Source organism: Streptomyces sp. NRRL F-5135, assembly GCF_000719775.1.
GTDB classification, from domain to species: domain Bacteria; phylum Actinomycetota; class Actinomycetes; order Streptomycetales; family Streptomycetaceae; genus Streptomyces; species Streptomyces hebeiensis.
In genome coordinates this window covers 33,144-45,857 of the sequence record NZ_JOHR01000006.1, presented here as the reverse complement: position 1 = coordinate 45,857, position 12,714 = coordinate 33,144, and the positions used below count along the sequence as shown (strand labels likewise).

The window sequence follows — 12,714 nt, the reverse complement described above, 5'->3', positions numbered from 1 at the left end:
GCGTGTCCTTCCACCACTGCCGCCTGTGCTTCGTCGACAGCGGCGGAAGGCGTTGCCCGCCCGGCCTCATGACGTGCGTCGGGGTATTTTCAGTTTTCGGTGGCTCAGCTTTTGAGCGTGCCGCCGTACTCCTCCGGGACGAGGTCGGCCTGCTCGGCGCCACTCCTGATCAGATCGAGGATTGTGTCGGCGGCGCCCTCGGGCGACTGGGGTACCAAGCCGCTGGAGCCCTCCATTTTCAGCGCGCCCGCGACGTCGCCGCGAACCGTCCTGACGAACTCGGTCTCGGTGATCGACGGGAACATCATCGACACGGCGATGTTGTCGTCGGCGAGCTCGACGCGGGCGATGGCCGAGAGCTTGGCGAGGGCGGCCTTGGAGGCGGAGTATGCGCCGGATCCGGGCAGCGACGACCAGATGATCCCGGAGCCCACGTTCACGATGGCCCCGGCTCCCTGCTTGCGCATCTGCGGAAGGACGGCCTGCGTCGCTGTCAGGGGTGCGACAAGGTTGAGTTCGAGGACGGCCCGGAAGTCCTCGGGATCGATGGCGTCGACGGTCGCCTGCAGCCCCTGGCCCGCGTTGTTCACCAGGACGTCGATCCGCCCGAACTTCTCGATCGCGGCTTCCACGGCCGCCTCGACCTGGACCCGGTCCGTCACATCGCATGGCACGGCCAGGGCCACGGACTCGCCGAGTTCCTTGGCGAGCTGTCGGATGCGTTCCTCGCGGCGAGCGAGGAGCACCACGCGCGCACCGGCGCGGGAGGCGGCGCGTGCGGTGGCCCCTCCGATACCTGACGACGCTCCGGTCACGAGTACTACGGCTCCGCTGATGTCCATAGGGGATTCCTCATCCATGAGTCGGTGGATTGCCTGAGCGGCGCCACGGCCTTCGGGGCGCGGGGGCGTCCGCCCTTCAATGCTATCACTTGACAACTATCAATTGATAGCTGTCAAGTGATAGGAAGGTATCCTCGTGGCATGAGCGACGTCGAAGCCGCCAGTCTCCACGAGCTGGCCGACCTGGTCTTCGCCGTGGGGCGGCAGCTTCGGCCCCCGGCGGACCCCGCCTTCGAGCCGTGCACGCCGATCGAGATCAGCGTCATGCGGTTCATCCACCAACACCCCGGCACGTCCGCGCGAGCCGCGTCGGAGGCGACCCTGCTTCCGTCGAGCAACTTCAGCCGGGTACTGCGTGGCCTGGAGACGAGGGGGCTCGTGGATCGCGTCGTGGACGACCGCAACGCCCGAGGCGTGCGCCTGTACCCCACCGACAAGGCCCACCAGAATCACCAGATCCTCCGCGACAACTGGGACCGGACCCTCCGGGGCATCATCGACGACCCCGCCACCATCGAGATCGTCAATGCCACGCTCCGGCGTATCGAGGATGAACTCATAGCCCGGCGCAGCGCGACGGACACCGATGGCGCTCGATCCGACTAGCCTCGGGCTTTCGCGAGGTGGGTTGCCCGAAGCGGCGGGCTCGTGCCGGGGCACGGTGCTGTGCGAGGACGCGTTGCGGCGCCGCTGACGCCGGTCACCGACGCACAGGACGGGCAGCGCGGTGAGGTTCGAGTTCGGTGGCGAGGTCGGACAGCGAGGCAGCGCAGCGGCCGGACTCGACCGTGGTGGCGATGTCCGTCGCGATGCGGCGGTTGGGGCGGTGGCTCTTCCCTCCGGGTGGGCGGAAATCCGCTTGGTGAGCCCTCTCGCCCGTGCTGAAATGCGCGGATGGATACCTCGGACGTACTCGCCCTCTTCGACCGTCAGATGCGGCGGGATACCCTCGCCGACGCGCCCGGCGCCCGGATCGAGCGGGTCGGCAAGGTGGTGCGGCAGGTCGGTGCCAAGGGCGGCTGGAGCGCGGTCGTCTGGTCCGGCCTGGACCAGGCCACGGCGCGGTCGGCGATCGCCGAGCAGGTGCGGTACTTCACCGAGCTGGGCCGCGAGTTCGAGTGGAAGCACTACTCGCACGACCAGCCGGAGAATCTCGGCGAGCTGCTGCTGGCGGCCGGGTTCGAGGCTGAGCCCGACGAGGCCCTGATGATCGCCCGGATCGCGGACGTGCCCGATGGCGGCGGCCTGCCCGAGGGTGTCCGGCTGCACCCGGTGACCACCCCGGCCGACGTGGAGCTCATGCTGTCCGCGCACGAGGGAGCGTTCGAGACGACTGCGGACTGGCTGCGGCCGAGCCTGCTCGACATGCTGGTCGAGAGCCCGGGGACAGTCAGTATGGTCGTCGCGATGGCCGACGACATGCCGGTCTGCGGGGCGCGGTTGGAACTACACCCGGGCACCGAGTTCGCCAGCCTCTGGGGCGGCGGCACTGTACCCGCCTGGCGCGGCCGGGGTATCTACCGGGCGCTGGTTGCACACCGCGCCAAGATCGCCGCCAAGCACGGCTACCGCTACCTGCAGGTGGACGCCTCCGACGAGAGCCGCCCGATCCTGCAGCGGCTCGGCTTTGCCGCTCTGAGCACCACGACCCCGTACGTGCACAAGCCGTAGCCGACACCCCTTTGTTCGAGGGTCGGTGAGGTCAGCGAAGTCCTTCATCGTGTCTCCGTGCTCGATCGGTCGGCGGCGTCCGCCGGGGTGCGGGGGTGGAGCACCACGAACTCCGGGTCGAGCCGCTTATCCATGTCCGGCCGGAACGTGCCGTACGGGTTGACGTTCGACCAGAACAGCGCGGTCAGGCCGCGCCGGTCCTCGGGCGTGACCTTCTTGGGCCATGTTGACGTGGACGAGCGCGGACTGGAGCAGGTGCAGCGCGAGCACCGACGTCTCGGCGTGCTCCTTGTCCGGGCCGGTCAGGGTGCCGTCCCTCCCCAATGCCCGGGAACAGCGCGGTCTGCGACTTCTGCGGGCCGCTCGCTGATCATGACCATCGGGTGGGGGAACCGCTTCCTGCGGCGTGCTGAGTGGCGATGGGGCCGGCGCACTGCGCAGATGTCAGACATTCGATGTTAGGGTCACCTTATGAAAGATCTCCGAGCGCCGCGCCGTGTCGCGAACTTGTCGGCGCAACTGGTGGACACCCTCCGTGAACAGATCACATCCGGCGCATGGCCGGTAGGAATGCGGGTCCCGCCCGAACATGAGCTGGTCAAGCAGCTCGGCGTCGGGCGCACGACGGTCCGGGAAGCGATCGGTGCGCTGGTGCATCTGGGCCTTCTGGAGGCTCGCCAGGGCGACGGGACGTACGTCCGGACATCGAGCGAAATGCACTCGGTACTGATGAGACGTGCCAACACTTCGAGGCGGAGCGACGTACTGGAACTGCGTGCAGTCCTGGAGGAGTACGCCTCCGGCCAGGCCGCGTTGAGACGTACCGAGAATGACCTGCTTCACCTTCGGCGCCTCCTCGGCGAGGCCGAGGAGACCGCGGATTCAGAGGAGATGGCCGCCATCGCGGAGGCCGACACCCGCTTCCACCAGGCCGTAGTGAGTGCCAGTGGGAACACCTTGCTCACCGAGGTGTACGACGTCCTCCGCGTCGCGGTCACCGAGCAGATCGGCGGCACACTCTGGCCCAGCGAGACAGCCTCAGAACACACCCTTCTGCATAGGCGTCTTGTGGAGGCGATCGCTGCCCAGGACGAGCTCGGCGCACGCTACTGCGCCACCGAAATCGTGAAGCTCACCGAGACCGGAACGGAACGGCAGCAGTGACCACCTCAAGGAACTCCCCCGTCGGCCTCACCGCGGTGGTACAGGGCGATCAGGCCCCGACCGTGAAGAAGCCGAATCCTACGCCTGCCCTTTCAGCTGGCCTCTTGATCGCTGTTCTTCTGGTGGCGGCGAACCTGCGCGCGACCCTGACGGGTGTGGGCACACTACTGCCCGCCATCGAGCAGGACACCGGGTTGTCTGCGTCGGCGGGTGGCGTACTGAGTACGCTGCCGCTGCTTGTGTTCGCTGCGACTTCGCCCTTCGTCGGACGGGCCTCGCACCGGTTCGGCACCACCCGACTCCTGGTGGCTTCTCTCGCGGTGCTGTCAGCGGGCACCGTTATCCGGTCCCTTCCTTCGATTGCCTGCCTGTTTGCCGGAACCGTGATCCTCTCGGGGGCGATCGCCGTGGGCAATGTCCTCTTGCCCACGGTGATTCGTACACATGTGCCTGGCCCGAAGGTTCATACCGTCAGCGCCCTCTACGTCACCGCTATGGGATTGGTCGCTGCCTTGTCGTCCGGCATCTCCGTCCCCCTTGCAGGCGCCCTCCCCGGCACCTGGCATTCGGCTCTGGCCTGGGGGGTGGTCGTCGCCCTCGCTGCTCTCGCGGTGTGGCTGCCTCGACTGCGCGGGGCCCGGGCGGAGGGCGGCGCTCAGTCTGACGGAACACACGCTCCCACCCCGTGGCGATCCTGGCTGGCATGGCAGGTGTCCTTCTTCATGGGCCTGCAATCCCTTGCCTTTTACACCGCCGTCGCTTGGCTGCCCAGCATCCTCAGCAAGCAGGGCATGAGTACTACAACTGCTGGTTGGATGCTGTTTCACTACCAGCTCGTCGCACTGATCACGAGCATGTTGCTGCCTTTGATCACTCGAGGCCGTCACGACCAGCGCTTCGTTGCTGCTGCGGGATCACTGCTCGTCGCTGGGGGCTTCGCGATTCTCCTCCTTCTTCCATCCCTGGCAGTCGCGGCGTGCACTCTTCTCGGGTTGGGTGCCGGTGTCTGCCTCGTGCTCGCCCTGAGCTTCCAGAGCCATCGCGCCAGTGGCACCAGCGAGACCACAGCCCTGGCCGGGATGGCTCAGTCCATCGGCTACCTCGTCGCGGCGGCCGGGCCCCTTCTTCTCGGCATCCTCCACGACACCACCAACAGCTGGACTGGTGCTCTCATCCTCCTCATCGCGTTGAGCCTGGTCATGGCCGCGGCCGGTTACGGTGCTGGACGCGACCGCCACGTTCACGTGTCGACGGTCATCAGGCATCATCGGCGTCAGTAACCACGCTGATGACCGCGCTCCGCACCTGTGCTCAGAAGCCGGGTTTCGGACAGCCCACGCAGCACCGGTGCCGTGCACCATCAACTACCTGCTGAGGAACTCGCCAGCTCCTGCCTGATCACGCTGCGGGTGTTCGACCAGCTGCATAGCTGGTCACCGACGCAATCACGACCCGGTGGACTACTCCACCGGGCCGTTCGGCAGCGCATCCGGTCTGGACGTGCTGACACCAGGCATCGCGGCAGCTGCATTCGGCTGACAGACCGGGAGTCCGAGCCAGGGTGCGGCCGCCAAGTGGTCTCGAAGGCCGGTTCGGCCTCGACCAGGCAATATCCGTGGCATTGGCGCCGTGGCGGAAGCCGCGAGCTGTCCATGATCCCGGGAAGGTCCTGCTGGACGCCGCGCTGACGGTCGCGTTGGGCGGAGACTGCCTGGCCGATGTCGGCATGTTGCGGGCGAGCCGGCTGTGTTCGGGCCGGTCGCCTCCGACCCGACGGTCTCCCGCATGGTCGAGCCCCTTGCCGCCTCCGGGGAGAAGTCCCTTCGGGCGGTCCGTGCTGCGCGGGCCGAAACGCGCGAGCGGGCCGGGCAGTTGGCCGACGGGAAAGCGCCCGATTCGGGCAGCTCGAACACGGCGGCCGACCACATCACCGCCGCCCAACTGGCCCTGACTCAACTGCCGAAGAAGTGCTGGCGCAGACGTCAGACCCTGATACGCACCGACCCCGCGGGGCGGCACCCACGACTTCGTCGCCTGGCTCGCTCAGCGAGGACGGCGGCTGTCCTACTCGGCCGGCATGGTGATCACGGACACCATCCACCAGCAGGTGCTGAAGGTTCCGGAATCCGCCTGGACGCCCGCCGTCGAGGCCGAGGGCGAGATCCGTGACGGCGCCTGGGGCGCCGAACTCACCGGCGATGTCCTGGACGGCTGGCCGAAGGGCATGCGGCTGACCATCAGGAAAAAAAGGGCCGTACCCTGGGGCTCAGTTGAGGCTCGCGGACGGACGGCATGCGGTTGATCTGTTTCGCCACCAACACCTCCGGCCGGCCGGCCGGCCGATCGATCGCAGAGCTCGAGTTCCGTCACCGCTTGCGGGCCCGGGCCGAGGACCGCATCCGGACCACCCGGGCCACCGGCCTGCGGAATCTCTCTCTGCACCGCACCGCCCGGAGCCAGATCTGGCTGGAGAATCAGCAGGGATCCGCTCGAAATCACTCAGCGCCAGTAGTGTGACGACTGTCGATCCGGGCCTGATGTGGTTTATGCAACGCTCTCCCCGAGGTGGAGGAAGTCGCCTCGATACCACGTGACCGGCCTGCCACCACCTATCCGGGCGTCGTGTACTCGGCCGATGAGGATGACGTGGTCTCCTCCGGGTACTGCTTCCTCCAGCTCGCAGCGGATGACCGCGGCGGCATCGGGCAGTATCGGATGACCATTTTCGTCGGGTTCGAAGCTCCCGTGTGCGAACTTGTTCTCGCCCTTCGTGGCGAACTTCATCGCCAACTTCGCATGTCCGGGCGTCACGATGTTCACCACGAACTGCTCAGCCGCGACGAAGGCAGGGAAGCAGTCCGCCCCTTGGTCCAGACAAACAAGAATGAGTGGCGGGTCAAGCGACAAGGCCGCGAAGGAACTCGCGGTGAATCCGTACGGCGTGCCGCCAGCGCCTCGGGTCGTCACGATCGTTACGCCTGAAGGGAACTGAGCCAGTGCCGAGCGGAAGGCGGCCACATCCAGACCCTGGACTTGATCAGCCATTCCACACCTCCCGGGCAGTGTGTGCGGCGACCGAAGTCGCACCCAGGGCGACGTGCTGCTCGGAACTGCCGAAGGCATCGAAGCCCACCCGCTCCGCCAGCAGCACCTCCTCGATCAGCTCCTGACAGCGGTGCTCATGCGTGAGCCCGACCGGGGTGTCCCCCTCAGTCATGAGGATGAAGTCCATGACGACCCTTCCATCGAATGTTAATCTTCAATAACATATAAGGTAGTTCAATCCAGGTCAAGCAGCCACCGGTGAGCCAATTTGCGTTAGACACCAATAACAACGAGAGGGTCGGCCAGGAAGGAGTAACCACACGTGGGCGAGTCGCGGGCGTCCGGGCTCGTCGAGATCGCGGACGTCTCGGGAGCGGCATGCGTACGCGGTCCTGCCGCTATGCGCCACGGAGCAGCACGGTGCTGCCAAGCCGGTGACTAGAACCCTAGGGGGCTTCGAAGTTCCCGACCGGAACGCAGTGGGTGTATCTGCCGGAGAAGTGCGGCGACTGGCGAGGCGTCTACAACCGGCCGCGTGGCCGGCCATGCACCAGACCGGAGGTGGTCCTGGCGGACAAGGTGTATTCGTCCCGCGCGATCCGCGAGCCCCTGCGCCGACGCGGCATCCGTGCCGTGATCCCTGTCCCGGCGGACCAACGCGTCCACCGACTGCGACGCGACAGACCACCGGAAGCCACCTGAGCCGCCTGCTGATCTCGGGGCGCCGACTTCTGACGCGGTTATTTACCGACGGCGTCAAGGCCGTCGCGTCCGACGGAGTGCTCGGCAACCCGCGCGGTACGTCCTCTGAGCTGGGCTTTGCCTGCCTGAAGGCCGTCGCCAGCCCGTTCACGACGCACGCAGCGATACGTTATCGGCAACTCACGTAAGCTTCGTACATGACTAGCTCACCTTCTCCTCGTACTGCATCTCCGCGCGCGACACGTCGGCAGGTGCTGATCAAGGTCGCCGGCGAGCTGTTCAACGAGCGTGCCTTCGATGCGGTCACCACGGAGATGATCGGCTCCCGCGCCGGCGTGACCGGCCCCGCCCTCTACCGGCACTTCCCCAGCAAGCAGGCGTTGCTCATCGCCGTGCTTGAGGATCCGTTGAACGAGCTGCTGGAGAACGCGCGCAGGACGGCAGCCGAGATCTCGGATCCACGCCGGGCACTCGAAGCGATGATCGACTACCACGTCAGACGCACCCTCGACAACGTGCCGTCCACGCTGGTGTTCCTGAAGAACGAACACAATGTCCCCGACGACGAACGCCATCGCATGCGACGCATGATGCGCCTGTACGCCGAGGAGTGGAGCGGCCTGCTCACACGGCTGCGGCCCGATCTGTCAGACGCCCAGACCCGCGTCCTGACCCACGCCGTCTTCTCGATGATCAACGCCGTCCCGCAATTCAACAGCGGACTCGACCCCGAGGCCGTAGCAACCACCATCCGCACCGCCGCCATCAACGCACTGCTCATCCCAGCAGACACCATCTGACACGAGAGCGCAGGTGTGTAGTCGCCTCGATGGGTGGCCGTGCTTGGTATCAGCGCCGCCATGGCGACCACATCCCAGGTGTGGTCGTGGCCGCGCAGCCTTGTGGCGATGGGGGGCCCTGGGGCGGGGCCGAAGTGATAAGAGGCCCGGACGCGCGAGCCGTCGATCGCAGCGTTGTTCATGCACAGCAGACCCGCCTTTCGAAGTTCCGCGAGAAGAATGGCGTGCAGGCGGGGCCATGGACCGGCCTCGGTCCAGTCCCGCAGACGCCGCCAGCACGTCACCCCGGCTGTGACCGATCGTCTCGTCAACGAGTAGGCACGTGATGGTTCACCGTCCGCAATCTTGAGGAAACCCTCAGTAGCGCAGCCGTTTCCACTGGCCCAGCTAAGGGCTTGCAGATCATCAAGGTGTTGCTTCCCGTCCCATCGCTCGTTGGTGTGGTATGCGTATCCCGGACGAGATCTGCGCCCAACTCGCCATGAAGTTCCCGGTGTTGTTCCCGCATCTGGATGAGCGGCAGCGACGGCTGCTGATGGCCGCAGAGGCCCGTGTCCTGGGACACGGCGGTGTTCGGACCGTCGCGCGGGCGGCCTCGGTGAGTGAGACCACGGTCCGCAAGGGCGTGTCCGAGCTGGAGGCCGGCGAGGAGCCTCTGGGGCGGGTGGCGGCGGCCGGGCGGAGGCCGCAAGGGGGTCGCAGAGCTCGATCCGGGGCTGCGGCCGGCCCTCCTGGCGCTGGTCGAGCCGGAAGGGCGGGGCGGTCCGATGTCGCCGCTGCGGTGGACGGTGAAGTCGACCCGCGCGCTGGCGCGGGAGCTGGCCCGGACCGGGCGCAAAGTCAGTGCGGACACCATCGCGGACCTGCTGCGGGAGGAAGGCTTCAGTCTGCAGGCCAACGCCAAGACCATCGAGGGAAGCCAACATACCGAACGGGATGCCCAGTTCCGTTATCTCAACGAGCAGGCCCGTGATCACCGGGATGCCGGCCAGCCGGTGATCAGCGTGGACACCAAGAAGAAGGAACTCGTCGGCGAGTTCAAGAACAACGGCCGCCAGTGGCGGCCTGCGGCTGATCCGGTGCTGGTGAACGTCCATGATTTCGTCGACCCCCAGCTGGGCAAGGCCGTCCCGTACGGGATCTACGATCTGACGGCGAACACCGGCTGGGTCAACGTGGGCACCGATCACGACACCGCCGCGTTCGCGGTGGAATCGATCCGCCGCTGGTGGTCCGGCCAGGGCCGGGCCGCCTACCCGCAGGCGACGCGACTGCTCATCACCGCCGACGCGGGCGGCTCGAACGGCTACCGCACCCGGGCCCGGAAGCTCGAACTCGCCCGGCTCGCAGCCGGAACAGGACTGACGATCACCGTGTGCCACCTGCCGCCGGGCACATCGAAGTGGAACAAGATCGAGCACCGGTTCGTCGACGTCGGTACGCCCCCCGGCGTGGTCGGCGATGCATGGCTCAGCCCGACCCTCGTTGTTACCAACAACTAACGCTGCATGCCTGCTGTTGGAGCCTTGACCAGGGGTGGGCTATCTTCTACGTTATTGATGATTAACATTTTCGACGGAAGGGTCGTCATGGACTTCATCCTCATGACTGAGGGGGACACCCCGGTCGGGCTCACGCATGAGCACCGCTATCGGGAGCTGATCGAGGAGGTGCTGCTGGCGGAGCGGGTGGGCTTCGATGCCTTCGGCAGTTCCGAGCAGCACGTCGCCCTGGGTACGGCCTCGGTCTCGGCTCCGGAGGTGCTCTACCCCTACCTGATGGCCCTCACGAGCCGGATCCGCTTCATCCACCTCGTGACGCTGCTGCCGACCCGGATGAACCACGCCCTGCGGGTCGCGGAACGCGTCGCCACCGAGGACATCCTGTCCAACGGCCGCGTTGAACTGGGCACCGGCCGCGGTAACACCACACTCGCGCTGCGCGCGTTCGAGGTCGACCCCTCGGAGAACAAGGCCCAATGGCGCGAAGGCATCGAGCTGATCCGCCGCGCCTTCCTGGACGACGTGTTCTCCTACGTGGGCGACCACTACAAGATCCCGCCCCGCAGCCTCGTCCCGAAGCCCTTGCAGGGCCCCTACCCGCCCATCTCGGCCGCCGCCGGCAGCCCGAGCTCCGTCGAGACCGCCGCCTCCATGGGCATCGGCGCCATCATGGGCGGCCTCTACCTCGGCTACGACCTCGTCGAGAACATGGTGAAGCTCTACGACAAGACCCTCGCCGCCACCGACCACCCCTACCCGATCACCCCGCGCAAGATGGTCGCCGTCGCCGGCGGCATGCACTGCGCCGAGACCACCGCACAGGCCCGCACCGAAGCAAAGCCCCTGTTCGAGATGGCCCAGCTCTCCACCGACGCCTACGAACGCCTCTCCAAGCTGTCGAAGGACTACGCCTACATGGGCGCCGTCAAGGACATCGACTTCAACGACGAGGAGTACATGTTCGAACGCTCCCAGGGCTTCATGGTCGGCGACCCCGACCACTGCGTCGAACACGTCCAGCGCTACGCCGACATGGGCGTCGACGCACTCGTCCTGCGAGTCGACAGCCTCCCCCACCACCAGCTCATGCGCTCCATCGAACTCTTCGGCAAGTACGTCATCCCCCGCTTCAAGAACCCCCGCAACGTGGTCCGCTCAGCCGACGACGTCCTCGCCGACATCCGCGCCGCACGCCCCGCCCACGAAGAAGCACTCCGCCAGTACCACGCCAACCACACCAAGGAGACCGCGCGGTGACCCTCGACGTGGACTCCTTGTCCTTCGAGCCGTTGACCCCGACGTCGTATCTGGATCGTGCCGCGGCGGCGCACGGAGACCGGGTCGCGGTGGTGGATGGGCAGTCCCGGTGGACCTATGCGGCGCTGCGTGATCGGTGTCAGCGGTTGGCAGGTGGGTTGGCACCGCTGGCCGAAGGCCGCCCGGTGGCGGTGCTGTCGCCGAACAACCATGTGTCGTTGGAGGCGCATTTCGGGGTGCCGTGGGCGGGGTCGCCGCTGGTCGCGGTGAACACGCGGCTCGCAGCAGACGACGTTGCCTACATCCTGGAGCATTCCAAGGCCGCCGTGCTGATCCATGACCCGTCGTTCGACGGGTTGGTGGACGAGGTCCTCACCCGGCTGGACGCTCCGCCACACCGGATCCGGTCGGGGCAGGAGTACGAGGATCTACTGGCTGATTCGGAGCCGCTGCACCTGACCCCGGCCGACGAGCGGTCTCTGCTGTCGATCAACTACACCTCCGGGACCACAGGTCGCCCCAAGGGCGTGATGTACCACCACCGGGGGGCGTTCCTGCAGGCCGTGGCCATGGTGGGGCACACAGGACTGACGCCGTCGAGCGTGTACCTGTGGACGCTGCCGATGTTCCACTGCAACGGATGGACGTTCCCGTGGGCGGTGACCGCGGCGGCCGCGACGCACGTCTGCCTGCCGAAGGTGGACCCGGCGGAGATCTGGCGACTGCTCCAGGAAGAGGGTGTCACGCACCTCAATGGGGCGCCGACGGTGCTGTCGATGATCGCCGACGCCAATGAGTCCGCGCCGCTGGACCGCAAGGTGCGCATCGCGACTGGTGGGGCGCCGCCGTCGCCGGCAATCCTGCGTCGGACGGCGGAGCTCGGGTTCGAGGTCACACACCTGTACGGGCTGACCGAGACCTACGGCCCGGCGATGCTGTGCGACTGGCGCCCGGAGTGGAACGACCGCGACGCAGACGCGAAGGCGCGGCTCAAGTCGCGCCAGGGCGTCGGGAACATGATCTCGTGCGTGCCGCGGGTGATCGCGAACGATGGCACCGACGTTCCTGCTGACGGTGTCACCACGGGACAGATCGCATTGCGCGGCAACAACCTCATGCTCGGCTACCTCGACGACCTGGAGGCCACCCTGGCAGCGGTGCCGGACGGGTGGTTCCGGACCGGTGACATCGGCGTCGTGCACGCTGACGGGTACGTTGAACTGCGTGACCGCTCGAAGGACGTGATCATCTCCGGGGGAGAGAACATCGCGTCAGTCGAGGTGGAGCAGGCGATCGAGGATCATCCAGCGGTGTTGGAGGCCGCGGTGATCGCCGTTCCGGACGAGCGCTGGGGTGAAGTCCCCGCCGCCTATGTGTGCTTGAAGGACGGTGCCACGGCCACTGAGGCGGAGATCATCGAGCATGTAAAGGGCAGATTGGCGCGGTTCAAGGCGCCGAAAACGGTCACGTTTACAGAGCTTCCGAGGACTTCCACGGGGAAGATCCAGAAATTCGTGTTGCGTGAGAAGGCCTGGGCCGGGAGCGAAAAACGCATCCGGTGAAGCAACAGCAGCGACGGCGGTCGGCAAGGTCGCTTCATGTGGCGAGGGCGCATCGGGTTGTTCAAGCGCGGTGGATCTGTCCAGCATGACGCAGGCCTGTGGCACAGCGTCACTGGATACCTGGACGCTGACAGCGACCCGGTACGGCAGGCCATCCAGGAGATCTGGG

At 66.7% G+C, this 12,714-nt stretch carries 10 protein-coding genes and 4 pseudogenes; 10 read left to right on the top strand and 4 right to left on the bottom strand.

The annotated features are described in order from the left end of the window. Positions 1-104: 104 nt before the first annotated feature. Positions 105-842, bottom strand: a complete 738-nt coding sequence (locus IG02_RS0110805) for an SDR family oxidoreductase (RefSeq protein ID WP_030744759.1) — start codon at positions 840-842, stop codon at positions 105-107. Between the two features lie 141 nt (positions 843-983). Between IG02_RS0110805 and IG02_RS0110800 the strand changes: the two genes are divergently transcribed. Further along, positions 984-1,448: a MarR family winged helix-turn-helix transcriptional regulator gene (locus IG02_RS0110800; protein WP_030744757.1), complete on the top strand. Its 465-nt coding sequence runs from the start codon at positions 984-986 to the stop codon at positions 1,446-1,448. Positions 1,449-1,736: 288 nt separating this feature from the next. Then, on the top strand, positions 1,737-2,513 hold the full coding sequence (locus IG02_RS0110795; protein WP_030744754.1) for a GNAT family N-acetyltransferase: 777 nt from the start codon (positions 1,737-1,739) through the stop codon (positions 2,511-2,513). A gap of 314 nt (positions 2,514-2,827) precedes the next feature. On the opposite strand, the pseudogene IG02_RS40515 reads toward IG02_RS0110795, so the two are convergent. Beyond that, positions 2,828-2,950 (bottom strand): annotated as a pseudogene (locus IG02_RS40515) (IS30 family transposase); the annotation flags it as partial. Between the two features lie 70 nt (positions 2,951-3,020). On the opposite strand from IG02_RS40515, the gene IG02_RS0110790 reads away from it, so the two are divergent. The 3 genes and pseudogenes from IG02_RS0110790 to IG02_RS39140 all read left to right on the top strand — a co-directional run. Next, on the top strand, positions 3,021-3,677 hold the full coding sequence (locus tag IG02_RS0110790) for a FadR/GntR family transcriptional regulator (protein WP_234314700.1): 657 nt from the start codon (positions 3,021-3,023) through the stop codon (positions 3,675-3,677). Next, positions 3,674-4,957, top strand: coding sequence for a CynX/NimT family MFS transporter (locus IG02_RS0110785; protein ID WP_234314699.1), 1,284 nt, complete (start codon positions 3,674-3,676; stop codon positions 4,955-4,957). Before IG02_RS0110790 ends, IG02_RS0110785 begins: the two co-directional genes overlap by 4 nt. A 314-nt stretch (positions 4,958-5,271) precedes the next feature. Further along, positions 5,272-6,146 (top strand): annotated as a pseudogene (locus tag IG02_RS39140) (transposase); the annotation flags it as partial. Between the two features lie 75 nt (positions 6,147-6,221). Here IG02_RS39140 and IG02_RS36190 read toward each other — a convergent pair. Both IG02_RS36190 and IG02_RS0110770 read right to left on the bottom strand, forming a co-directional pair. Continuing rightward, a complete protein-coding gene (locus tag IG02_RS36190) occupies positions 6,222-6,722 on the bottom strand; it encodes a flavin reductase family protein (RefSeq protein ID WP_030744746.1) in 501 nt (166 codons plus the stop codon). Further along, complete coding sequence (locus tag IG02_RS0110770) at positions 6,715-6,909, bottom strand: hypothetical protein (RefSeq protein WP_030744744.1); 195 nt, start codon at positions 6,907-6,909, stop codon at positions 6,715-6,717. The genes IG02_RS36190 and IG02_RS0110770 overlap by 8 nt, the downstream gene beginning before the upstream one ends. Before the next feature lie 350 nt (positions 6,910-7,259). Here IG02_RS0110770 and IG02_RS39130 point away from each other — a divergent pair. The 5 genes and pseudogenes from IG02_RS39130 to IG02_RS0110750 form a co-directional block, all read left to right on the top strand. Continuing rightward, a pseudogene (locus IG02_RS39130) lies at positions 7,260-7,412 on the top strand (IS5/IS1182 family transposase); the annotation flags it as partial. 263 nt (positions 7,413-7,675) lie between these two features. Then, complete coding sequence (locus tag IG02_RS0110765) at positions 7,676-8,224, top strand: TetR/AcrR family transcriptional regulator (RefSeq protein ID WP_030744742.1); 549 nt, start codon at positions 7,676-7,678, stop codon at positions 8,222-8,224. Between the two features lie 445 nt (positions 8,225-8,669). Continuing rightward, positions 8,670-9,648 (top strand): annotated as a pseudogene (locus tag IG02_RS0110760) (ISAzo13 family transposase); the annotation flags it as partial. A gap of 165 nt (positions 9,649-9,813) precedes the next feature. Then, positions 9,814-10,983: an LLM class flavin-dependent oxidoreductase gene (locus tag IG02_RS0110755; RefSeq protein ID WP_051764817.1), complete on the top strand. Its 1,170-nt coding sequence runs from the start codon at positions 9,814-9,816 to the stop codon at positions 10,981-10,983. Further along, positions 10,980-12,545 carry an AMP-binding protein gene (locus IG02_RS0110750; protein WP_030744734.1) on the top strand — a complete coding sequence of 522 codons (1,566 nt, stop codon included), beginning with the start codon at positions 10,980-10,982 and terminating at the stop codon, positions 12,543-12,545. The genes IG02_RS0110755 and IG02_RS0110750 overlap by 4 nt, the downstream gene beginning before the upstream one ends. Positions 12,546-12,714 lie beyond the last annotated feature (169 nt).